This is a genomic window from Endozoicomonas sp. ALB115 (assembly GCF_049310245.1).
GTDB lineage: Bacteria > Pseudomonadota > Gammaproteobacteria > Pseudomonadales > Endozoicomonadaceae > Endozoicomonas.
The window spans coordinates 1-23,347 of record NZ_JBLYZG010000008.1 but is presented as its reverse complement, the minus strand read 5'-3'; the positions used below and the strand labels follow the sequence as shown (position 1 = coordinate 23,347).

The window sequence follows — 23,347 nt, the reverse complement described above, 5'->3', positions numbered from 1 at the left end:
AATTACCGTTTTTACTGATTGGGAAAATTAAAATTCCTATTGCAATAAGCAAATTATACCGGTTTTGGTCGCTTATGATCAGTCTTGACGGAATGATGCCGCTCTGACAAATTGGCAGAGATGTCACAAACGCCTTTGCCTTTTTGTTGAATGTTGACTGGTATTTTCTGTTTTCGATTACCAATAGCTTGATATAAGATGTTGCCACAATAATAAATGAATGACAGATAACAGGAGATCTCGATGCCTGGCCAGCAAGAGGTGGAAGCGTCTGTGGAAAGTGTGGTGGTGGTTGATGACCATAATTTTGTTCTCGGGTCCGTTCCCAGGGGGAAGATGCGAGAAGAAGCACTCTGCCACAGGGCAACCTATATTTTTGTCTTCAATTCAGCAGGGCAGCTGTATGTTCAGGAGAGGACCCTGAATAAGGATATTTATCCGGGCTACTTTGATCCCGCTACAGGGGGCGTGGTTACCGAAGGGGAAAGCTACGATCAGGCGGCTGAACGGGAGCTGGCTGAGGAGCTTGGTATCGAGAATGTGCCCATCACTTCGCATTTTCACTTTTTTTTCCATAATGATGATTGTCAGGTCTGGGGCAGGGTCTACAGCTGTTATTATGATGGTCCTTTGACCCTCCAGGAAGAAGAGGTTGCCAGTGTGGTGCTGGAATCACCGGACGAGGTGCTGGCGAACCACAACCACCGAAATTATACGCCAGACAGTCTGGTTGCTCTTGAGAGACTGGTTCACTGTCTCAAAACATTCTGATGTAGGCCAACGTGTTTGGCGACGATAGGTAGTGTATGTTTACAGGTATTGTGAAGGGATTTTTTCCGGTTGGTCGAATTGAAAAATTCAACGAACTGAATCGTATTACTGTGCTGTTGCCGTCCACATTGCTGGAAGGCTTGGAAACCGGAGCCAGTATTGCAGTGAATGGATGCTGTTTGACAGTTACTGCTTTTGACCGGGAAAGTGCCACTTTCGATGTGATGAAAGAGACCCTGAGGGTTACTAACCTGGGGGCGTTGGGAGAAGGTGATAAAGTCAATATTGAAAGAGCTGCACGCTTTGGTGACGAAATTGGCGGGCATCTTCTCTCTGGTCATATTCACGATACGGTTGAGATTTGTGACATTAAGCAGGAAGAAAACAATGTGACAGTATTCTTTCAATTTGCTTCTGAATGGCAAGACTATATTCTGCCTAAAGGCTATGTGTCTCTGAATGGCTGTAGTTTGACTATTGGTGAGAAGGTTGAGGGAGGGCGCTTTTGTATCCATCTTATTCCGGAAACCTTAAGAATGACGTCATTTGGTACAGCGGAAGTTGGCGATAGAGTTAACCTGGAAATAGACAGCCAGACTCAGGCGATTGTCACTACGGTGAAAAGTTATCTGGAATCAACCAGGTTATGATATGTGTGGTGATATAGTTCTCTGAACCTTTTTATGCTTTCGCAGGGTTGCAAATTCTTGAGCTACAACCCTGTGTCGTTCCGGTATCTGTTTCCTCATTGTTTTTCTGCTATTTTAAAAAACTTTAATATGCTTATTACGTCTTATATATCATTTGAAAAATTTTGCCGCACGGCCCACAATAAAAGTGCTCACTAGCGTGTCCAAACGGGATTAGATCCCGCTGCTATTGTAAGAGTGATTAAGAAAGCGCCACCTGATCGGGTGGCGTTTTTTATTTACAGCAGAGTACGGTTGGCTCTACTTACTTTTTTCCTTTGCTTTTGCTGACCGCTGGAAATGCAATTCTATAGACGTCCTCGTATTGGCTGGCAAAATGCACAGAGATGCCTTCACGGATGTAATCCGGTAGCTCATCAAAGTCTCTGCGGTTATCTTCCGGAAGAACCAGGTTCATAATTCCCTGCCGTCGGGCAGCAATTACCTTTTCTCTGATACCGCCCACAGCCAATACTTTGCCTGTCAGGGTCAGCTCTCCGGTCATCGCCAGATTTTTCAGGGGTTTAATGCCTTTGGCCAGAGAGATTAAAGCGGTTGTCATGGTGACACCGGCACTGGGGCCATCTTTCGGGGTGGCACCTTCCGGAACATGGAGGTGTATAAATGCAGTTTTCAGAAAGTCTTCCTGAATACCCAGCTTTTTGGCGTGACTGGTAGTATAGCTGTAGGAGATTTCAGCCGACTCTTTCATCACCTCACCCAGCTTGCCAGTCAGTTTAAAACCGGCTCTTTGCTGATGTATCAGGCAGGCTTCAACAGGGAGTGTGGCACCCCCCATTGCGGTCCAGGCAAGACCGGTAACTATGCCAAGACCTTCCATGGTTTTTTCTTTACGAAAGTAGGGGGCTCCGAGAAAGTCTTCCAGATTTTTAGCCGAAACCGTCAGCTTGTGTTCATCATTTTCCAGGAATTTGACGACAACTTTGCGAATGATTTTTTGCAATAATTTCTCAAAGTGACGAACCCCTGCTTCCCGGGCATAACCATCAATAATTTTACGGAAGGTTGTATCTGAGATTCTAAGCTGGCTCTTTTTCAGTCCTGCTTTGTTCAGTTGTTTGGGCCATAAGTGATTCTTGGCAATCGCTACCTTCTCTTCGGTGATATAGCCGGACAGCCTGATTACATCCATTCGATCAAGCAGTGGTCCCGGGATAGTATCCAACTGATTGGCTGTGCAAATGAACAGGACTTTTGACAGATCAATTCTCATGTCCAGATAGTGGTCAAGAAACTCGCTGTTCTGCTCAGGATCCAATACCTCCAGCAGTGCCGATGCGGGATCACCACGGAAGGACGCACCAATTTTATCAATCTCATCAAGCATGATGACCGGATTGGAGACTTCTACTTCCTTCAGTGCCTGAATCAGCTTTCCGGGCATCGCTCCAATATAAGTACGACGATGTCCTTTAATCTCAGCTTCATCTCTCATGCCGCCCAAACTGAAACGGTAAAATTTTCGGTCCAGAGCTTTGGCGACGGACTTGCCAATAGAGGTTTTGCCCACACCCGGAGGGCCTACCAGCAACATAATGGAGCCGGATACTTCTTTCCGGTAAGCACCCACTGCCAGAAACTCAACAATGCGCTCTTTAACATCCTCAAGACCATCATGGTCGGAACTGAGTACGTTTCTTGCGTGATGAAGATCGAGGTTATCTTCAGAGTACAGGCCAAAAGGGACAGATGTCGCCCAATCGAGATAATTTCTGCAAACAGCGTATTCCGGGGAGCCGGTTTCCAGAATAGACAGCTTTTTCAGCTCATCATCGATTTTGCTCCTGGCACTTTCAGGGACGATCAGCTTTGCCAGTCTCTGCTCGAACTGTTCAATCTCAGCAGTTCGGTCATCTTTCGATATGCCCAGCTCTTTTTGAATGACTTTAAGCTGTTCCTTCAAGAAGAACTCGCGCTGATGATTACTGATTTTCCGGTTAACTTCCGCATTGATTTCACTCTGAAGGCGGGCGACCTCCTGCTCTTTGCGAATCAACACCAGTACCTTTTCCATCCTGCGTTGAACAGGGATGGTTTCCAGTACTTCCTGCAGCTCCTGTCCGGGAGCGGTGGTAATAGCCGCTGCAAAATCTGCCAGGGGGGAGGGGTCTTTGGGACTGAAGCGGTTCAGATAATTTTTCAGCTCCTCGCTGTACAGAGGATTCAGCGGGATAAGCTCTTTGATCGCCTGGATCAGTGCCAGTGCATAGGCTTTTACTTCATCACTGTCGTCTTCAGGGGTATCGATATAGTCGACCTGAACCAGGTAAGGAGGCCGGCGACGTAACCATTGTCGTATTCTGAAACGTTGCATTCCCAGGGCAATAAACTGAACCTGGTCATTGTCTGACACAATATTATGGATTTTGACAACGCAACCTACCTGGGGAAAATCTTCCGGCGCAACGTCTATGCCGGGCATTCGGCCAACAAAGCTGAGACCAACCGCTTTATGAGGGCTCTGGCCAACACGTTGCAGTGTTTCTCCCCACTCCTCATTGCTGAATACTAACGGTTGTACCTGTGCAGGAAAGAAAGGGCGGTTCGAAACGGGGATTAGATAGAGTTTGTCTGGTAGTGACTGGTGTGGAAGTACAAGTCCGGTACTGGTTTTTTGACTGTCTTCGTCCCCATCGAGCACTTCGGGGTTGTTTGGATCCTGATCTGTCATAGTCTGTCTGCAAAAGCTGGTTTAACAGGAAAGTCTGGTTGATATTCTGTTGCAAAGGTATGGTGTAGCGGGCTTTAAGGAAGCTTGGGCTAACCCATTACTCAGTGCTTCAACCTTGTGTTCTGGATAGTCTATTTTGAGGCTTATCCAGTAATTTCAATAGTCAGTGCACTTAAGTATGGTTTAGATAGTCAGGATTGGTAACGGGAATATTGGGCTGCTGACCAGTGGTAATGGAGAGGGTTTTATCCACTGCTCATGAAAGTTATGGCTGATGAAATGGTGACAATTTAATGACGGCAATCAGCCTCTGGAGTGACAATACAGGTAAAGATCATGGCAGCTTAAACCCTGTGCATAGTATGATTGCCTGACCTGCTGCGCTGGCGGCCAGGCTATGAAATGTCGAAGTGGTTACAGCTCAGTAGGCTGGAAGCTGCCAATTAAGTGGGATAGTATTTCCTGACAATAATAATAAGGTGTGTAGTATGCAAAACTATGACTCTTTTTATCGTATTCCTCTTTTAACTGCCTTGCTTATGTTGCTGTCATTGCCTGTTAATGCACTTGTCATTAATAAGTACGACCTGCCAGACACTATTGCGGCGGAGGGTGATAAGCCAGAGCTTAAATTGCAGGGTGCGGCAGTCAGGTCATGGTATCTGATGGTTAAAGGGTATATCGGTGCTCTTTATCTGGAAGAGCCGACCAGTAGCCCTGAAGAGATTTATGCCTCTGACACGCATCAACGAATGGCATTTGTTATGCTGGTGTCAAAAATGAGCGCCCGACGGATAGCCAATGCCTTTTATGAATCCATCCAATTGAACAGCCCACCCGATGAGCAGGAAGCGGTGAAAGAGGACCTTGAGAAAATCTTTACACTGGTTGATGGCTCAATGAAAAAAGGTGAACAGGCTGTGTTTGAGTACCTTCCGGGTAAAGGGTTGCGGATTGAAATTGCCGGTGATGAGAAAGGTATCGTTCCTGCCAGTAAAGAGTTGTTCAATCTGTTCCTGCGAGTGTGGATTGGTGAGACACCACCCAGTAAGCCTTTTAAAGAGCAGGTTTTGGGGGTTGCTCCGGCTGCGTGATAATTTGATCCGCTTATCTGCCCGGGATTTTTTGTCTTGCAGTTATCCCAGGCATTGCCTTGAATGTTCTTAAGGATGGTTTATTCAACAAAGCTGTTTTATAGACAATCTATCAATAGCGGATTAGTTATCAATTTTAAGGAGTCATTGATATGGATATCAAAACCCTCGTCTTTTTAGGTGCATCTTTTTTCAGTATCTCTGTCTTTGGGGCTGACCAGAAAGCCCGGTCTGGTGATCAGAAAGTTAATGTGAATCAGGCAAACATGGAGCAGCTGGACAAAGGACTTCTCGGGGTTGGACCCCGCATCGCAATGGAAATTGTCAAGCATCGTGATCAGCATGGCCCTTATCAGAGCTTTGATGATTTGGATAAGGTTAAATATGTTGGCAGCAGAATGCTGGATAAAAATAAAAATCGTATAGTTTTTGACTGATCTGTCTCGCCAGGAGCCTGGATGAGTTCAGGCTTCTTCAGTTAATGTTTTATCTAGGGTTTCGTTGTTTCTACAATGCAAAATCTGAATGGGCTGTTATTTTTCCTGGCATCCCGAGGATGCTATGGGTCTGATGTGGGGGATTTGTGAGAGACGCAGGAGTACAGTCTGGCCTGACGTTTGCCGTCGGGGCATTTGCTTTGTGGGGGCTGATCCCCATCTATTTCAAGATTGTTGAACAGGTGTCTCCTTTGGAGGTGCTTGCTCATCGGGTTTTCTGGTCATCACTTTTGCTGGTTTGCTTTTTATCTTTTCGCCGTAAACTGAAAAGGATCCTTGAGATAATAAAGTCACCCCGGATACTGGGGTGGTTGGTTTTGTCGTCGCTGTTTATTGCTGGAAACTGGCTCTGTTTTATCTGGGGAGTGACCAATGACAGGATTCTGGAAACCAGCCTCGGTTATTACATCAACCCGCTGATCAGCGTTTTTTTTGGCTACTGTTTTCTGGGGGAACGTCTGACCCGATACCAGATGCTGGCGGTGTTTATAGCAGCAGCGGCGGTATCAATTCAGATGTTTTTGCTGGGTAAACTGCCCTGGGTCGCTTTTGTACTGGCCTTGTGTTTCGGGTTCTATGGCTTGATCCGGAAAAGGATTAATGTCGATGCGACCTCTGGACTGGCTATTGAGACATTGCTGTTGATGCCTCCCGCCGCTTTCTATTTCCTGTGGTTGATGGGTAATGATTTGCATGCTTTTCGCTTTTCTGATCCGGATACCAGTCTTCTCCTTGCCCTGTCCGGGTTTGTGACCACCATACCTCTGGTGTTGTTCAATATGGCGGCTCAAAAGTTGCCGTTGACTGTGTTGGGAATCATGCAGTATCTGGCACCATCCATTTCATTTCTGGTGGGTGTGACAATTTATAATGAGCCGCTGGGTGTGGTGCAGATGGCTACTTTCGCTTTGATATGGCTCGCACTGGTCATTTTTACGCTGGATGGCCTGTTTCGACATAAGCGACAGCGTGAACGATTGGAAGTCCCTCACGCTGAGTAGGTCTGGTTTACTGTCTGTCAGGGGTGTCTTTTTCTTTACTTTTCTTGATAGAGGTTTTTGAGCGGGCTTTCCTGACTGGGAGTGATAAAGCCTGCTCTCTGGGCAGCACCCGGTAAATCTGTCGGTAGTACTCTTTTTCAAGGTCGCCAGGGGTTTCGGGAAGGGGCACCATACCCATCTGTCTGAGATAGGCTTCCATGCTACTGAGTGATGGTTTGTTCATTGAAGAGTCCTGGATGATTCTGACAAAAGTAACGAAGACAAAAGATGTCGGCAGCAGGGCTTATTCCATTAAACCGGGTGCTGACATGGAACGCTAAATGGTATGCATACTGCATGCCATTTTTTTGACGGCGTGGTTTTCTACTTTGTTCCACATGCCTGATGTAGTGTACTTTCGCTGTTTGTGCTTCAGTTGTTCAGGGTTGAATGACTTAGGCGCTCTTCGCTCTAAAGCTCTGTTTGTGATTTTTGGCGTGTGTTGTTGGTAAAAGGTGTTACCTTTCCGTTGGTTTTCCTTGCGTGGGTAACATTTTCAGCGGTTTTCATCTTGCAAAATTTCCGTGCTAATCAGCTTATCGGGCTGTCGTTTTATATCACGGATAAGCAATTTATTAGATTTTCACTGCCGTATATCCGATTTTGAGAAATACTGTAGGCAAAGGATGACATTGTTCTTTCCAAGATGCAGTTGAGGCAGTTATGTATTCTCTTCGTGAAAAAGACCAGCTGGTAAATCTGTGTTATGACCAGGCAGCAGTATGTCAGGGGATCACTGTTTATGTCCGTTTGGATAATGGTGAGGAATATGCTCTGCCATGGTCAGAGCAGTCGGGGATATTTGTTCACGATGACTGGCTGTCTGTCAGGTTGTCTCTGGAGACCAAAGGAAGACAGCTGTTGTTATCTCTGAATGCTGAGATTAGCAAGGGAGTTAGTTGGCCGGGGCGCAGTTGGCATCCCCGTTGCGCCGTCAGAATCAATATCGCCTCTCTGGGTGATATTTCCGGTTTGTGTGCCCATTATCTTTATAACAGTTGGTGGACGCGGCCGCATTTTGATTGCGCCCTTAACAATCTGCCAGAGAAAACACAGTCTTTGCTGTACGGTCTGGGGGAAGAGTATCACCATCTGTTGGCCGTATGTGATGAGCAGGTTCGCTGTGAATTTCAGGGTGGGGACGTCGCTGGCATTGAGTTGGTGGCGGGTCCTTCAAAGTCGGGTGTTAGAGATTTTTCGGGCCTGATTGCCATTTATGGTGTCAGTACAGATCCATTTTCACTGATCAATAACAATGTGCAGTTGGGGCGTCACCATCTATCGTACTATTCCAGACCAAGAGAGCAGCGTACCTTGCCTGAGGTGTTTAACTATCTCGGCTGGTGCAGTTGGGATGCCTGTTATCTTGATGTGACTGAGGAGGCTGTTGCTGCAAAAGCTCAGGAGTTTTACTCCAAAAGGGTTCCGGTAAAATGGATGCTGGTGGATGATGGCTGGTCGGAAGAGAAAGATCGTCGGCTGTTGTCCTGGAAGGAAGATCGGAAGAAGTTTCCGGCTGGACTTACCGGTTTAAAGCAGACTCTTCAGGATGACTACGGTATTCCCTGGATGGGGGTGTGGCATGCTCTGACCGGGCAGTGGGAAGGGATCGATGCCGAAGCCAGCTTTCCTGTCCCTTTGGATGAACTGGATTCATCAAGAAGGTTACCCCCAACCTCAGAAGGGGATGCATTTCGCTTCTGGCACGGCTGGCACGACTATCTGGCCCGGCAGGGCGTTGATTTCATTAAAGTCGATGTTCAGAGCAATCTTGCCAACCACTATAGATACCGGGATTTTCCCGGAAGAGTATCCCGGGTAGCGCATCAGGCCCTTGAAGCGTCAACGGGGCTGCATTTTAACGGACAACTGATCAACTGCATGGGGATGGCCAGCGATCAGCTGTGGAACCGACCGTCATCAGCTCTTGCGCGTAATAGTGATGATTTTTTCCCAAAGAAAAGCGGTAATCTCCAGGAGCATGCACTGCAGAATGCCTATAACGCGGTGTTTCATGATGCCTTTTTTATAGGTGACTGGGATATGTGGTGGACCATTCACGAAGACTCTGATGCCCATGCGCTGCTCAGGGCGGTGAGTGGCGGACCCATTTATACCAGCGATCCGGTTGGGCAGACTGATGCAGAGCAACTGATGAAGCTGGTGTTTAATAATGGTCGGGTGGTTCGCTGTGACCAGCAGGGAAAGGTGGCTCGGGAACAGCTATTTGAAAACCCTCTCTATTCCGGGAAGTTACTCAAAGTGACCAATCGGATTGGGGCAGTGGGAGTCCTTGCCTTATTCAATATTGCCGAAGATCACCAACCGATTACTGAGCGTATCACTGCGTCACCCCTGGAAAATGACAGTGGTGAATGGTTGGTATACTGGCCGACCCGACGGCAATGTTTCAGCCATTCTGAGCTGCCGGAAATACGGCTTGGGCAGAATGGGGCAGATCTGCTGCTGTTTTATCCTGAAGAGTCATTGGTCTGTCTTGGGCTGGAAGATAAGATTCTGCCAGCCTGTGCCATAGTTGATCAGGTGGTGTGCTGGAAAGATAGCGGTGTTCGCCTTGAAAGCCGACTCAGGCAGGGAGGCAGGCTGTTAATTTACAGTGAGCACCCGATTCTGGAGGTTCGAATCAACGGGCAGGATTATGAGTGGGAGGAGTCGGGTAATATGTACCTTATTGATTGCTCTGAGTGGGAAGATGAAATCTTTCTGGAATGTCTGGCCAGTCTGAAGTCCTAAGATGGATCCGGCAGTGAAGCTGCCGGTCTTAATCTTGAACGCTCTTTTCTCGGCTCAGTAATGCAGATGATCTGCTGCATACAGTGTGTTTTCCAAGAGTGTCGCCACGGTCATCGGGCCAACACCGCCGGGAACCGGGGTAATCCATGAGGCTCTTTCTCTGGCAACATCAAACTCCACATCACCCACCAGTCGGCCATCATCCATACGGTTGATGCCAATATCAATCACCACGGCACCGGGCTTTACCCAGGCACCTTTAACCAGTCCGGGCTTGCCTGCGCCAACCACCAGAATGTCTGCCCGGGCTACTTCAGCGGCCAGGTCCTCGGTAAAGCGATGCGTGGTGGTTGTAGTGCAGCCGGCCAGTAACAGTTCCATGGTCATTGGTCGACCGACAATATTGGAGGCACCGACAATAACGGCGTTCTTGCCACGAATGGGCTGGCCTGTGCTTTCCAGCAGTGTCATCACACCTTTTGGTGTGCAGGGGCGCAACAGTGGAATGCGCTGAACCAGCCTGCCAATGTTGTAAGGATGAAAGCCATCGACGTCTTTATCCGGACGGATGCGTTCAATCACCAGTTCGCAGTTGATGTGTTCAGGCAGGGGTAATTGTACAAGAATACCATCAATGGCCGGATCATCATTGAGGCTGTCAATTAACTCCAGCAGATACTGTTCGCTGGTGGAGGCTGGCAGGTCGTGGGATATGGATTTGAAACCCACCCTTTCACAGTCCTGTCTTTTCTTGCCGACATAAACCTTGGAAGCCGGGTCATCACCAATCAGAATAACCGCCAGCCCCGGAGCCCTGAGACCCTGTGAAGTTCTTTTTTTCACCTGTTCGGCGATGGCGTCGGTCAGTTGCAGGGCAATGGCTTTGCCATCAATAATTTTTGCTGTCATATGTGCTGAAGCCTGTTGCTGACAATATTGGTTGATTGGCGAATATTGAAAATGACCGTTAGTTTAACAGTGCTCAGGCTCTGTTGACACAACAGCCTGCTGATAAAGCCACTGGTTCAACCTATATGAAGTCTGTTCGATATAAAGGGTGAGCATGGTGGTTTTTTTTTCAGACAGATTGGTATGGTCATTCAGACGAAGAAGTTTCCTGCATTATCTGAACTGCTATGTGGATCAAAAAATGCATATGGCAATTGACGAGCGCCATGCTTGTGAGTAGTATTCGTCGCCGTTGACCAGCGGAACTTTTCGGGATTTCCTGAAAGTAGCTGGAAAATTTCGGGGTATAGCGCAGTCTGGTAGCGCGCCTGCTTTGGGAGCAGGATGTCGGGAGTTCGAATCTCTCTACCCCGACCAGTCAGAAAGATGATTAAGCGCCCGTAGCTCAGTTGGATAGAGCATCCGCCTTCTAAGCGGATGGTCGCAGGTTCGAATCCTGCCGGGTGCGCCATTTTTCAGATGGCCATTTATCCTGCCTTATGCTTGATTCTTTGGTTCAATTTGAATAGTCTTTCGGTCAGTTACTGGTGGGCGTAGCTCAGTTGGCAGAGCTCCGGATTGTGATTCCGGCGGTCGAGGGTTCGAGCCCCTTCGCCCACCCCAGGTTAACGGTTGTCCGGGTGTTTTGGATGGCCTGAAAAATACAGTGTTTTGCGTGCTTCGTGGAAACATTGTGAGCGGAAGTGGTGAAATTGGTAGACACGCTGGATTTAGGTTCCAGTGCCGCAAGGTGTGAGAGTTCGAGTCTCTCCTTCCGCACCAGTCATTAACGGGGATAAGTATGCTTATCCCCGTTTTTGTATGTTTCATCCAAAGAAACTGCCCTGATGGGGGGTGTATGGACCCACTAGTCCTTAGCTTCGGGGAAACGTATATGAATAGTGCAGATAGGAAAAGCTGAGCCAGGGCTGCTGTGTTTTGGGTCTTTTAAATACGCTTTTCAGGTAAAGTCTGCTTTGTTCGTTGGTTTTTACCGTTGAGAAGTGAGAGTGGTGCAAATCCTGTAGGGAACGGGAATGTTTTAATAAAAAGTGTTCCTTTACCTTGCCCGGATCCAGTGTGACAGAACGTGTTTGTGCATTTTCCGGAAGCATTTGCTAGTCTATTCGCCTTTTGGCCCATTGTTTACACAGGTTTTGGTGTTGAGGAACAAAAATGCAAGTCTCCCTTGAAATGACTTCCGGTATTGAGCGCAAGCTGACTATCACTATCCCGTTTGCTGATATTGATGGTGAAGTGAATAAGCGTCTGCAGGACCTGTCCCGACGTGTTCGTCTGGATGGCTTCCGCCCCGGCAAGGTTCCAATGAAAGTGGTCAAGCGTCGTTACGGTGCCGGTGCCAGACAGGAAGTGCTCGGCGAGATGATGCAGTCTTCCTTCATTGAGGCTATTCAGGAGCAGGATCTGAACCCTGCCGGTGCACCATCTGTTGAAGCCCTGTCTGATAACGACGAAGGATTTACCTTTGTTGCTACCTTTGAAGTCTACCCTGAAATTGCTCTGAATGATTTCAGCGGCATTGTTGTTGAGCGTCCGATTGCTGAGGTTCAGGAGTCTGATGTAGACGAAATGATCGAAACCCTGCGCAAGCAGAGCACAACGTTTGCTGACGTTGAGCGTGCTGCTGAACTGGGCGACCGCATTACCTTTGACTATGTTGGCACCAAAGACGGAGAAGCTTTCGAAGGTGGCAGCGCAGAGAACTCAACTCTGGAGCTGGGCTCTGGCCGCATGATTCCGGGCTTTGAAGATGGCCTGGTGGGAGTGTCTGCCGGTGAAGAGAAAGTGCTGTCCCTGACTTTCCCTGAAGATTATCAGGCGAAAGATCTGGCAGGTCAGTCTGTTGAGTTTGCCTGCAAGGTCCACAAGGTGGCTGCACCCGCACTGCCTGAACTGAATGACGAGTTTTTTGCTCGCTTTGGCGTAAGCGAAGGTGGTCTGGAAGGTTTCCGTACGGAAGTGTCCAGAAATATGGAGCGTGAACTGCGTCAGGCAGTTAAAAACAAAGTCAAGAATCAGGTAATGGATGGCCTGTTGAAGATTCATGAGGTGGAAGTGCCTTCTGCCCTGACTTCTCAGGAAATCGACCGTATGCGCGAACAGGCGGTACAGCAGTTCGGCGGCATGAAAGGTGGTTTTGATCCAAAGCAGCTGCCAGCAGAGCTGTTTGAAGCTGATGCCAAAAAGCGTGTTGCCCTGGGTCTGTTGATTGGTGAAGTGGTTAAGCAGCGTGAAGTCAAGGTTGATGATGAGCGTGTGCGTGCCATGATTGAAGAGATGGCTTCCGCTTACCAGGAGCCTCAGCAGGTTATCGACTGGTACTACAGCAACGATGAGCAGCTGTCTCAGATCAAGTATGTTGTTCTGGAAGAGCAGGTAGTAGATACTATTCTGGAAGCGGCCCAGGTTTCAGAACTGGCATGCAGCTATCAGGACGCTATCAAGCCTGCTGAGCGTGCAGCTGAAACTGAAGAGGCAGAGCAGGAAGAGTCCGCCTGATACCGCTTGTAGAAGAGCATTTTATGAAGAGCGAGGGGAGTTGCTGGTTGATTGGCCAGTTCCCCTGACAAGCAGCTAAGGTTTTACCGGCTCTGGTCGTTTTAATCTGGTATGCAAGCGACTAATCTTTCAGTTTATATGACTGACAGGTCAGTCGCTTTTCTTCGACTTGGCAAGGAGTTAAGACAGGATATGTCCAATCTGATAGACCCGCACGCCGTTGCGATCACCAACTCAGGACTGGTACCTATTGTTGTTGAACAATCAGCCAGAGGTGAGCGCTCTTACGATATCTATTCCCGCCTCCTTAAAGAGCGAGTGATCTTCCTGGTGGGCCAGGTTGAAGATCACATGGCAAATCTGGTGGTTGCTCAGCTGCTGTTCCTTGAATCGGAAAATCCGGACAAGGATATTCACCTGTACATTAATTCACCGGGTGGATCGGTAACTGCCGGGATGTCTATTTATGACACCATGCAGTTTATCAAGCCGGATGTATCCACCATGTGTATTGGTCAGGCTGCGAGCATGGGTGCTTTGTTGCTGGCTGGTGGTGCTGCTGGTAAACGTTATTGTCTGCCACACTCCAGGGTAATGATTCACCAGCCGCTGGGAGGATTCCAGGGCCAGGCGTCAGATATCGAAATTCATGCCCGTGAGATTCTGAGCATTCGCAGTAAGCTGAACCATGTTCTGGCTCACCATACCGGCCAGCCTCTTGAAGTCATTGAGCGTGATACTGACCGTGACAACTTTATGAATGGCGATGAGGCAGTTGAGTATGGCCTGATCGACCAGGTCATGAATCGTCGTGGTGAAGACGGCAATAAAGACAAAAAATAAGCTGGGCGATTGAGCTGATGGCTCTTTTGTGATCTCCGGCGATATGCTCCGCAATCAATGAAAATAGCCTCTGTAAAGTGTGCTATTTTCATTATTTATAGCGCATGCAGGTTGATTTTTATCCAAAGTCGTTGAACACTAACTCATTGGATGGGTTCTCTTGGTATGGAGGACTCTATCAAAATAGCTTTCCAGAAACATGCATGGTCCCGGATGGTCAGGGCATGAATTCTGGTATCAAGCGGATCAAGCACTTGAAAACATGCCTCGATGCCTGCATCTTATCAGGCATGTAATTGTGAATCATGAAATGGGCTTTGATCAGTTTGACTGACAGGTCTATTTTCATTGTCTATTTTCACTGGAGAGTGCAGGGCAGGCATTGTCCGTATAACAGGGTAATCGAATGACCGACGAAACAAGCGGCAAGGGTGAAGACAGCAAGTTGTTGTACTGCTCTTTCTGCGGAAAGAGTCAGCATGAAGTGCGCAAGCTGATTGCCGGCCCTTCCGTATTCATATGTGATGAATGTGTTGATCTATGCAACGACATCATCCGTGAAGAAATTCAGGACAGCAGTGGCGAAGAGTCTTCAGATAAGCTGCCAATCCCTCGCGAGATCAAGGAAACTCTCGACGAGTACGTAATTGGCCAGCCCCGGGCCAAGAAAGTCTTATCCGTAGCGGTGTACAACCACTATAAGCGTCTGCGTTTTGGCGATGCCAAGGGCGACAAAAAGAAAGATGAAGTCGAGCTGGGTAAAAGTAATATCCTGCTGATTGGTCCCACCGGAAGTGGTAAGACGTTGCTTGCTGAAACGCTGGCGCGTATGCTCAACGTACCATTCACCATTGCTGACGCCACGACCCTGACGGAAGCAGGTTATGTTGGTGAAGACGTTGAAAATATCATTCAGAAACTGCTGCAGAAGTGCGATTACGATGTAGAAAAAGCCCAGATGGGTATTGTCTACATTGATGAAATTGACAAGATTTCCCGTAAGTCTGATAACCCGTCCATTACCCGTGACGTTTCCGGTGAGGGTGTTCAGCAGGCTCTGCTCAAGTTGATTGAGGGTACGGTTGCATCGGTACCGCCTCAGGGTGGGCGCAAGCATCCGCAGCAGGAGTTTCTGCAGGTTGATACTTCCAATATTCTCTTTATCTGTGGCGGTGCTTTCGCCGGTTTGGATAAAGTGATTCGTGGTCGTACTGACAAGTCTGGTATTGGCTTCTCTGCACAAGTCAGCAGTAAGGATGACAAAAAGGATCTGGGTGAAACCTTTAAAGAAGTTGAGCCGGAAGATCTGGTGAAATTCGGCCTTATCCCTGAGTTTGTTGGCCGTCTGCCTGTTATTGCAACGCTTGAAGAGCTGGATGAAGAAGCGCTGGTGCGCATCCTTGTTGAGCCCAAGAATGCACTGACCAAGCAGTACAGCAAGCTCTTCGATATGGAAGAGGTGGAAGTGGATTTCAGACAGGAAGCTCTGCGTGCGGTTGCCAAAAAAGCCATGGAGCGCAAAACCGGTGCTCGGGGCTTGCGCTCGATACTGGAGGCGGTACTGCTTGACTCAATGTATGAAATACCTTCCGACAAGAGCATTTCCAAGGTGGTGATTGATGCTTCGGTTATCAATGGTGACTCTGAGCCGCTGTTGATTTACGAAAATTCTGAAACACCGAAGGCAGCACTTTCCGATAAGTGATTTGCTATTGCTTGCAATAAAAACCCTTCCTGGCACAAATGCCACTCGTTGCTAGACGAGTGGCATTATTCAAACTCTACCGCTTCTCTCTTCGATTGATTAAGCACGACCAATCCAAGTCTGTTAAATCCTTTTATTCAAAGTGCGGCATGATCGATTGGGGGTGTTCGTTTAATCCTTCAGGTTGATCCTGAAGATTTATTTGATGAAGAACTTTGATGGTATGAAAGGGTAGAAACCGGATTTTCTGATTTAAGTTTGCTTGTTGGCTAATCGTGAAAACCGATGGAATGGGTTTTCAAAGAGGGTTAGAAAATTGAGGTAAAAAAGTGTCTGGTCGGAGCGAGAGGATTTGAACCTCCGACCCCCACAACCCCATTGTGGTGCGCTACCAGGCTGCGCTACGCTCCGACACAAGAAGGGTGAAATGCCCCTTCAGGCGCTGGGTATATTACCCTAAAAAACACTATTTGCAAGCCCTCGCGCATTTCTTTTGCTTTTTTCTCTGTCGAAAATACTATGATGCTGAATAGGCTTTTTTTCTTCCTTCAGAGTCTTTACTGTCTATCCGTTTGTATTGCATAAAGTGGTTTTAACTTTTTCTGCTTTGGAGAGAATAGATGCGTTTGATGCGAAACTGGCTGCTGGGAAGCACCATGCTTTTTTTGACTACCCTGGCGTATGGTGCAGCGACAGAGTCAGCTGAAGCCGCAGAGAAGAAGATCGAAGCGTTTCAGGTGGTTCTGGAAACCAGCAAAGGAGATATTGTTTTGATGTTGGCACCCGAAGAGGCACCCGTCACTGTCAACAACTTTATCGAGTATGTTGAAAGTGGCTTTTACAATGGTCTGGTATTCCACCGGGTGATTAATAACTTCATGATTCAGGGGGGAGGCTTTGCCGCGGATATGAGTCAGCGGGCCACCCGCGCTCCGATCAAAAATGAGTCTCTGCTGAATCAGCGTCTGGAAAACAGTCGTGGCTCTATTGCCATGGCCAGAACCCAGATCGCTGATAGTGCGACCTCCCAGTTTTTCATTAATCTCAAAGACAATGAATTTCTCAATGGTAAGCCTTATAAGCCGGGTTATGCCGTTTTTGGCCATGTCATCAAAGGCATGGATGTGGTAGACAGTATTGCCAGAGTGAAGACGGGTTATCGTGGCCCACACGGTGATGTACCCGTTGACTCCGTTATTATCAACAAAGCGTATGTTGTGAAAGAGGGTGGCATGTCGGTGAAAACCGGGTCTGAGGCTTCCTGATATCCATGAGTAAACAGACCATTTCTACCGCTGGTGAACTTGTTCTATCACTAAAATCAGCCGCCAGGTTGTTCGGTCACCGGCGTTTGCTGGTATGTGCAGGCGATGCGGACTGGTGTAAGGGTCAAGTGGTGGAGATGGTTCCAGCCCTGGCGGAGTCTGTTCTTCTGATTGGAGCAGGTTTCCCAGAGCTTGCAGCCTCAAATTCAGAAGTTATTGCGGCAAAACAGTGTCTGTCCCGGTTAGGCAGGGAGCATCAGAACATTATTTTTAATGCCCATGCAGGCTTTGATGTCGATGCGTTTGGTGCCATCAGTGGAACCTTAAGTGCCGGTGGTATTCTGGTACTGTTAATACCGTCATTGGACCAATGGCAATTTTTCCACGACCCTGAACATCGCCGGATGCAGGTTTACCCTCAACAATTTGAGGATATCTCCGGACGATATTTGCAGCGCTTGTCGCAAATGATTAAAGCCTCCAATCAGTTATCTCTCTTGACTCAGGGTGGGGGATTACGGATTCAGGAGGCTGAAAATAATCCTGATAAAAAAACACCGGGTGACATGGACGAGAGGGTCACCGCCCCCTGTAAAACCCGTTCACAAATGCGGGCGGTCCGGGGAATACACAAGGTGTTTCGTGGGCACCGTCGTCGCCCGCTGGTTCTGACGGCCGATCGGGGCAGAGGAAAAAGTGCATCTCTGGGCATCGCAGCAGCACAGTTGTTGCTGGAAGGTGTTGAGCAGATAATCATAACCGCACCCTCAAGAGGTACCGCAGAGGTATTCTTTCACCATGCCGGGAAAGTGCTGGGTGAGGCTCATGCCGGTCTTTCAGGCAGACTTCAGTTTATCCCTCCGGACGATCTGGTTCAGACACTGCCCGCAACCCAGTTATTGCTGGTTGATGAGGCCGCTGCCATTCCCACGCCCTTGCTGGAAAAAATGCTGACTCACTACAGTCGGATTGTCTATGCTACAACCATTCACGGTTACGAAGGAACCGGACGGGGTTTTGCCATACGCTTCAGGAAAGTTCTGGATAGCAAAACACCACAGTGGCACGAGCTGAGAATGGCCGAGCCGATTCGCTGGCAGCTGGATGATCCCCTGGAAGAGTTTGTCTTCAGGGCGCTGCTGCTCAATGCAGTGCCCGCTGCCATTGATAAGCCGGACAGTATCCATTCGCAGCAGTGCACTTTCAGGCAAATATCATCTGAAGAATTACTGCTCAATGAAGACTTGTTAACTCAGCTGTTTGGTTTGCTGGTTCTCGCTCATTATCAGACCCGGCCATTTGACCTTCGCCATCTGCTGGATGGTGGGAACATGGAGGTCTACGGTCTTTTTGATCGACGGCAACGGTTGATCGCCGTGCTTCTGGCAGCCAGAGAAGGGGGGATTGACCCGGCACTGGCCGATGATATCTGGCTGGGCAGGCGCAGGGTTCGCGGGCATTTGCTGCCGCAATCGCTGAGTAATCACCTGGGCTTACCGGAAGCTATCTTCCTGAAAGGACTCCGGGTCATCAGAATAGCGGTTCATCCTGATTGCCAGAGAACAGGGCTGGGCAAAATGCTGCTGGATAAACTCCAACAGGATGCTGCAAACAAGCATATTGATTACCTGGGCACCCTGTTTGGTGCCACCGATGACCTTCTGAAGTTCTGGGGCGACTCTTGCTATGTGCCCGTGCGGGTTGGTTTGTCCAGAGACGCCGCCAGTGGTACCCATTCTGCCATGATGCTCAAGCCATTATCGCGCACAGCGCAACGCCTGGTTGATCAGGCCCATAAGAAATGCCTGGCTCAGCTGCGGTGGTTATTGATGGATGAACTTAAAGGGCTTGATTTTGAGGTGGTTGCCACCATCTTTGCCATGATGGCACTGATAATCAGGGGCAGTGATGAATATGCTTTGTCCGGCGATAATCAGCGTGAGCTGGTTTCCTTTACAGAGGGGCAGAGACAATATGAGAATTGCATTGATGTCATCAAAAGAGTGACCTTTCGAATACTTGGTACGGGTGATATAGATGCTGCGGATGCAAGGCTGCTGGTCACTCGAGTGATCCAGAATCAACCCTGGCATCAGGTGGTTGCAGCCTGCAATTTTTCCGGAGAAAAGCAGGCCCGGAAACGTCTGAGAGAGGTAATTTCTGTGCACAGCAGGCTGCATTTATCAGCCGAATAGCATTTTTAGTGCCTGCTTCAATACTTATCTGCACCAACTGGGTGCTTTCCTATGAACCTGATGGAGCATAAATAATGGATCGGTTTACTGTGTTTGGGCGTCCTGGCTGTGGATTCTGTGTACGAGCCAAGCAGCTGCTGGAGATGAAAGGTTTGCCTTTCAAATACGTTGATATCTACGAAGAGGGGATCAGTAAGGCTGACCTGTCCAAGACCGTCGGCAAGGAAGTGGAAACGGTACCCCAGATTTTTCATGGTCAGGAGTACGTTGGCGGTTATACGGACCTGGAAGCTTATCTCAGGGAACAAGATGGCTAGGAGCCTGTCGGACTTAAGCGTCCGTCTAGGCGACCCCGTAGCGAGGATTGCGAGAAATTGAGGATAAAAATTTCTGCTTCTGAGGAGAATAGCGGGGCTATTTGACGAAGAAGCAGGAATTTTTAGACCAATTTATCGCAACCGCAGTAGGACAGTCTTAAGTCCGACAGGCTCCTAAGCATAACGGTAAATTCTTGAATGAGGATTGTCGTTAATTTTAACCAGACGGGCATCACTGCGTTGGAGTCTTTCCTGTCTGGCAGAGGGGTCATAGGGGCGAATCCGGTTAAACTCCGGTAACGGCTCTCCCGGCTTCAGCTGAATGAACAGGGGGAGGGGCGAGTTAATCTGTGCCGGATACTGTTTTTTCAGTGCCGGATCCGCCTGCCTGAGCGCCTGAATATCCTTTGACCAGGTAATATTAGCCCTCAGGTGGGGAGCCAGTATACGCTTGATCACCACCACTTCTTTGGCGGGCATTTTTTCCAGTAGGCCAATGTCTTCATTAACGGCGACGGAGGCTATGTATTTCTTTCTGAAATGGACAATCGCTTCTTCGGCGGTCAGCCTGACCGTGCCACTGTGACTTGCAGCCCAACTGAAACCAACCCGCCTCGGGGCCTCTGGAAAGAGCTTGAGTTGCCGGTAACATTGCACAAAGTGCAGGTGTTTGACCTGCAGCCCTCCCAGTAAACCATCCCGCAAATCATCGGATGCCTGTTCAATGGCCTCGATGCTGTCGCCAAACAGCTTGCGAAAGTCGGCAATCGCCGTTTTAAACTGATCACGACAGAGGTTCAGTTCTTCGCCCAGTTGTAAGGTCTGCTCAGAAACGCCGACCAGTCCGGTTAAGCGGGCGGTCTCCTGCTTGTTCTGCTCTTCGATATAGGTCAGTCGGGTGGCAATACCCGCTGCCAGAGCACGCTGGTTTGTGGATTCGGACTCCGTCTCCATGGTCCAGATGGGTAAGCCATGGTCTGATTCAATGGCTTCCCGGAATAAGCGATTCAGTTCAACCAGTTGAATAAGCGCATCCCTTACGGCGATTCGTGCAGCGGTTTCTTTACTCATAACGTGCCCATAAAATACTGACGGAGGTTTAGGGAGAAAGGCGGTCGACTTGCCAGTCACAGCCCTTCTCTGCGGACAACCGGGTGTATTGAAAGCGATCGTGCAGGCGGTTTGGGCGACCTTGCCAGAATTCCATATTCTCAGGCACGACGCGATAGCCACCCCAGAAATCGGGCAGAGGCACTTTTCCTTCCCTGAATTTGCGTTTCATCTCTTCCAGTTTCAATTCCAGAACCTTACGTCCGGTAATGACCGAGCTTTGCTGTGATACCCAGGCACCGAGCTGACTGCCATGAGGGCGGCTGGTAAAGTAACGCAGTGATTCAGCCGTGGAAATTTTTTCTGCCTTGCCCTGGATGACCACCTGTCGTTCAAGGGCTACCCAGGGAAACATAATGGCAACGTGGGGATTGCTGGTAATATCCCTGGCTTTATTACTGCTGTAGTTGGTGAAAAAGACAAAGCCGGACTGGTCGAAATACTTGAGGAGTACCGTTCTCAGGGATGGCATGCCTGATGCGGAAACGGTGGCAAGGCTCATGGCATTGGGTTCGGCCAGCTGAGCGTGCTGAGCCTGCTTGAACCAGAGCTCAAACTGGTCAAAGGGGCTGGTTTTCAGGTTGTCCCGACTGAGCCCGGCCTGAGTGTACTCTTCTCTTAAATGGCTGATATCCATGGCGGCACTGTACTGTTAAATGATTTTTTATTTTAACCGCGTCACAGCATTCTTTACAGTGTTCCTGGATTCTCTGCTACTCCCCGGGGTTTATATTGAAATGCCGGTCACTGGCTTTTATGAATTCAAGTAACCGTTGCTCAAACCCGTCACTATATTTGCCAATCGTCAGGGAGTTCAGCGGATAGCCACACACGGTGGATGATATTCGGGTGTTTTCTGAAAAACAAAAGCACTTTTTACCCAGTGTCAGAGCGGTTGCCAGTTCGAAGCCCGCACCTGTGGAGGGGTAAGTCAAATCCCAGAGGCAGAATCGGGCGTTTCTCAAACTGTCCAGTCCCCAGTAGTAGCAGGCCAGCTCTTTATGCAGCTCATTGGGATCAGACGCACGAAAAGGGTATAGCTTATTGACCTGTTCTTCGGTACTGAGCTTGAGAAACTTTTCAGGGATATTGGTTATGGACGCTGCTGATCGACTGTGCAGCTTGTCATCCAGAACAACATCGGCATGGCAATGATAACCATAGTTTTTGAGCAACTCACAGATATGTATCGCACGGTCAATAATTTCCCGGGCCTGAGTTTTTGACCGACTGGTTACACTGGCACCATAAAAGACGACACAATCCTTCATTGCGGTTTCTCTGGCATAAGGTGATCGAACAACTATAGCAGCTGACAGTTGACAGCCGGGTAGAATAACGATGCCGTTGATCCTGGCATCGTTAAAAAGGGATGATATCGACGTTTATTGGTCCCAGTAACTGTCTTCCAGGCTCATCTCCCGTTCCGGCAATGCCCTGGACAGGCGGGGAGAGCTTTGTGCCAGCACTTCAAAACTGACCCGGTTGGCGTACTTGCAAACCTGGGCAAAGGATGAGTAGGTAACCCAGGGCTTATTGTGTTTGCTTGAGGTTGGTAATACCTGGCGGTGATAGTAGTTGGCAGCCATATCGTGAATAAGTGCTGCCAATGCACCGTCGCCTGCACCGTTGGTGTTTTTTATGTTTTTGGGGCCGCCAAGATAGGGGCTGATGTGTGAGTATACTTTCAGTGGTTCTTCACAGTGAGCGCGCAGCAGAGGGCGGCTGAACTCATACCTGTTAAAATCACTGATCGCTCCGGAACGGATAGGGTTGTCAGTTTCCCTGGCCAGCGCTTTTTCAGTATAACCACTTAAATAAAGACCTTCGGCACCAGCCGTCAGTAACACCATATCAACCCATTGCAGCATATGCGCAGAAGATGACAGCGGGTCCGGCTCTCCAGTCAATTCCTCGGCTTCTTCTTCGTTCATGGCGGCAATGGTGACATATTCGTTAAGAAACTCGATCAGTGGTTGCTTGATGGCATTGACCAGTCCACGGGTGCCCAGTGTCAAAATGACCGGAACTTGATGTTTTTTTGCCAGCTGTGCTGCTTTTACCATGGCGTGATAAATTGGCAGATCAGGATTTGCCAGCGTATAAGCGCTTAGCGCCAGGCCTGAAGATTCGGCGATGATTGTTTCATCGATAAACTCGGGGCTGAGCTGGTTCATAAAACCGGGACTGATACCGAAGGTACGCTCACCATCTTCCGTAATCAGCGCAAAGCAACGGCCAATAGGGCCATCAACCGGCTGAAGCCAGGTAAGATCGACTTTACTGCTGGTATTACAGAGGTAGCGATACGCGTAGTCACCCACCTGGATGTTCTTACTCATAACGCCAAATTGAACGGAGCGATCATCTGCCAGCACGGAATAATTATGAAGCGTGTTACCGATGGTGCCGCCGGCAAACTGGTCTTCAATAAGCTGCTGCTCGTTCAGAAAACAGTACAGACGATTGGCCTGGTCGTTATCTATCCATTGAGAGGCACCTTTATCGAGGCCATAATCCCGTAGTACTGAGTCATCGACTCGGGCAGTAATATCCACCAGGTTCTGATCAATACCACAGATATAGGTGTTGGCCTGGCCAAACACTGAGCTTTCCATATCAAAGCGATTGTGGGTATTGACCGGGAAGTAATGCTTGATCTTTCGTCGGCCGGGGAATTTCATGAAAGCAAAAAAATGAAGTATCAGGAAGGGATGCAGATTATTCATGAAAAACCGATGGAAAACCAGTGCATTGCTGTTGTAGTCCACACGAAGATGCGCCATGCTGACATTCAGTGCATTGATTCAGTGATGCTAGGAGCCTGTCGGACTTAAGACTGTCCTACTGCGGTTGCGATAAATTGGTCTAAAAATTCCTGCTTCTTCGTCAAATAGCCCCGCTATT

The 23,347-nt window shown here is 48.7% G+C and carries 19 protein-coding genes and 5 tRNA genes; 16 read left to right on the top strand and 8 right to left on the bottom strand.

The window, feature by feature from the left end; genetic code table 11:
• Positions 1–243 precede the first annotated feature (243 nt).
• Complete coding sequence (gene yfcD / locus ACO6VE_RS05395) at positions 244–771, top strand: NUDIX hydrolase YfcD (protein ID WP_101748594.1); 528 nt, start codon at positions 244–246, stop codon at positions 769–771.
• Positions 772–806: 35 nt separating this feature from the next.
• Complete coding sequence (locus ACO6VE_RS05390; protein WP_422445116.1) at positions 807–1,421, top strand: riboflavin synthase subunit alpha; 615 nt, start codon at positions 807–809, stop codon at positions 1,419–1,421.
• Positions 1,422–1,725: 304 nt separating this feature from the next.
• Here ACO6VE_RS05390 and lon read toward each other — a convergent pair whose 3' ends face one another.
• Positions 1,726–4,152: an endopeptidase La gene (gene lon, locus ACO6VE_RS05385; RefSeq protein ID WP_422460106.1), complete on the bottom strand. Its 2,427-nt coding sequence runs from the start codon at positions 4,150–4,152 to the stop codon at positions 1,726–1,728.
• A gap of 488 nt (positions 4,153–4,640) precedes the next feature.
• Between lon and ACO6VE_RS05380 the strand changes: the two genes are divergently transcribed.
• From ACO6VE_RS05380 to rarD, 3 genes are all read left to right on the top strand, one after another.
• A complete protein-coding gene (locus ACO6VE_RS05380) occupies positions 4,641–5,246 on the top strand; it encodes a chalcone isomerase family protein (protein ID WP_422445112.1) in 606 nt (201 codons plus the stop codon).
• Positions 5,247–5,398: 152 nt separating this feature from the next.
• Positions 5,399–5,683: a ComEA family DNA-binding protein gene (locus ACO6VE_RS05375; RefSeq protein WP_269674461.1), complete on the top strand. Its 285-nt coding sequence runs from the start codon at positions 5,399–5,401 to the stop codon at positions 5,681–5,683.
• A 146-nt stretch (positions 5,684–5,829) separates the two neighbouring features.
• Positions 5,830–6,744 (top strand): EamA family transporter RarD, encoded by a 915-nt coding sequence (rarD, locus tag ACO6VE_RS05370; RefSeq protein WP_422460104.1) that lies wholly within the window; start codon positions 5,830–5,832, stop codon positions 6,742–6,744.
• Positions 6,745–6,751: 7 nt separating this feature from the next.
• On the opposite strand, the gene ACO6VE_RS05365 is transcribed toward rarD, so the two are convergent.
• Positions 6,752–6,967 (bottom strand): hypothetical protein, encoded by a 216-nt coding sequence (locus ACO6VE_RS05365; protein WP_146000056.1) that lies wholly within the window; start codon positions 6,965–6,967, stop codon positions 6,752–6,754.
• Positions 6,968–7,446: 479 nt separating this feature from the next.
• On the opposite strand from ACO6VE_RS05365, the gene ACO6VE_RS05360 reads away from it, so the two are divergent.
• Positions 7,447–9,537 carry a Sip1-related alpha-galactosidase gene (locus ACO6VE_RS05360; protein ID WP_422460101.1) on the top strand — a complete coding sequence of 697 codons (2,091 nt, stop codon included), beginning with the start codon at positions 7,447–7,449 and terminating at the stop codon, positions 9,535–9,537.
• Between the two features lie 54 nt (positions 9,538–9,591).
• Here ACO6VE_RS05360 and folD read toward each other — a convergent pair whose 3' ends face one another.
• On the bottom strand, positions 9,592–10,446 hold the full coding sequence (gene folD, locus ACO6VE_RS05355; RefSeq protein ID WP_422445105.1) for a bifunctional methylenetetrahydrofolate dehydrogenase/methenyltetrahydrofolate cyclohydrolase FolD: 855 nt from the start codon (positions 10,444–10,446) through the stop codon (positions 9,592–9,594).
• A 340-nt stretch (positions 10,447–10,786) separates the two neighbouring features.
• Between folD and ACO6VE_RS05350 the strand changes: the two genes are divergently transcribed.
• The 7 genes from ACO6VE_RS05350 (at position 10,787) to clpX (ending at position 15,553) form a co-directional block, all read left to right on the top strand.
• A tRNA-Pro gene (locus tag ACO6VE_RS05350) sits at positions 10,787–10,863 on the top strand.
• Between the two features lie 17 nt (positions 10,864–10,880).
• Positions 10,881–10,957: transfer RNA gene (locus ACO6VE_RS05345), tRNA-Arg, on the top strand.
• 76 nt (positions 10,958–11,033) lie between these two features.
• Positions 11,034–11,109 (top strand) — tRNA-His (locus ACO6VE_RS05340).
• 74 nt (positions 11,110–11,183) lie between these two features.
• Positions 11,184–11,268: transfer RNA gene (locus ACO6VE_RS05335), tRNA-Leu, on the top strand.
• Positions 11,269–11,661: 393 nt separating this feature from the next.
• Positions 11,662–13,005 (top strand): trigger factor, encoded by a 1,344-nt coding sequence (tig, locus tag ACO6VE_RS05330; protein ID WP_422445103.1) that lies wholly within the window; start codon positions 11,662–11,664, stop codon positions 13,003–13,005.
• A gap of 192 nt (positions 13,006–13,197) precedes the next feature.
• Positions 13,198–13,848, top strand: a complete 651-nt coding sequence (gene clpP / locus ACO6VE_RS05325; RefSeq protein WP_101747729.1) for an ATP-dependent Clp endopeptidase proteolytic subunit ClpP — start codon at positions 13,198–13,200, stop codon at positions 13,846–13,848.
• 406 nt (positions 13,849–14,254) lie between these two features.
• On the top strand, positions 14,255–15,553 hold the full coding sequence (clpX, locus tag ACO6VE_RS05320; protein ID WP_422445101.1) for an ATP-dependent Clp protease ATP-binding subunit ClpX: 1,299 nt from the start codon (positions 14,255–14,257) through the stop codon (positions 15,551–15,553).
• Between the two features lie 334 nt (positions 15,554–15,887).
• Here clpX and ACO6VE_RS05315 read toward each other — a convergent pair.
• A tRNA-Pro gene (locus tag ACO6VE_RS05315) sits at positions 15,888–15,964 on the bottom strand.
• A 245-nt stretch (positions 15,965–16,209) separates the two neighbouring features.
• On the opposite strand from ACO6VE_RS05315, the gene ACO6VE_RS05310 reads away from it, so the two are divergent.
• From ACO6VE_RS05310 to ACO6VE_RS05300, 3 genes are all read left to right on the top strand, one after another.
• A complete protein-coding gene (locus tag ACO6VE_RS05310; protein WP_422445099.1) occupies positions 16,210–16,818 on the top strand; it encodes a peptidylprolyl isomerase in 609 nt (202 codons plus the stop codon).
• Positions 16,819–16,823: 5 nt separating this feature from the next.
• Positions 16,824–19,013: a tRNA(Met) cytidine acetyltransferase TmcA gene (locus ACO6VE_RS05305; RefSeq protein WP_422460100.1), complete on the top strand. Its 2,190-nt coding sequence runs from the start codon at positions 16,824–16,826 to the stop codon at positions 19,011–19,013.
• 74 nt (positions 19,014–19,087) lie between these two features.
• Positions 19,088–19,330, top strand: a complete 243-nt coding sequence (locus ACO6VE_RS05300) for a GrxA family glutaredoxin (RefSeq protein WP_422445095.1) — start codon at positions 19,088–19,090, stop codon at positions 19,328–19,330.
• A gap of 174 nt (positions 19,331–19,504) precedes the next feature.
• Here the strand turns inward: ACO6VE_RS05300 and ACO6VE_RS05295 are convergent, their stop codons facing one another.
• The 4 genes from ACO6VE_RS05295 to ACO6VE_RS05280 form a co-directional block, all read right to left on the bottom strand.
• On the bottom strand, positions 19,505–20,401 hold the full coding sequence (locus tag ACO6VE_RS05295) for a DNA replication terminus site-binding protein (RefSeq protein ID WP_422460098.1): 897 nt from the start codon (positions 20,399–20,401) through the stop codon (positions 19,505–19,507).
• A gap of 28 nt (positions 20,402–20,429) precedes the next feature.
• On the bottom strand, positions 20,430–21,077 hold the full coding sequence (gene pdxH / locus ACO6VE_RS05290; RefSeq protein ID WP_101745930.1) for a pyridoxamine 5'-phosphate oxidase: 648 nt from the start codon (positions 21,075–21,077) through the stop codon (positions 20,430–20,432).
• 76 nt (positions 21,078–21,153) lie between these two features.
• The gene (locus ACO6VE_RS05285; protein ID WP_422460096.1) at positions 21,154–21,711 is read right to left on the bottom strand and encodes a hypothetical protein; all 558 of its coding nucleotides are present in this window, start codon (positions 21,709–21,711) and stop codon (positions 21,154–21,156) included.
• A gap of 114 nt (positions 21,712–21,825) precedes the next feature.
• On the bottom strand, positions 21,826–23,226 hold the full coding sequence (locus tag ACO6VE_RS05280) for an inosine/guanosine kinase (protein WP_422445089.1): 1,401 nt from the start codon (positions 23,224–23,226) through the stop codon (positions 21,826–21,828).
• Positions 23,227–23,347 lie beyond the last annotated feature (121 nt).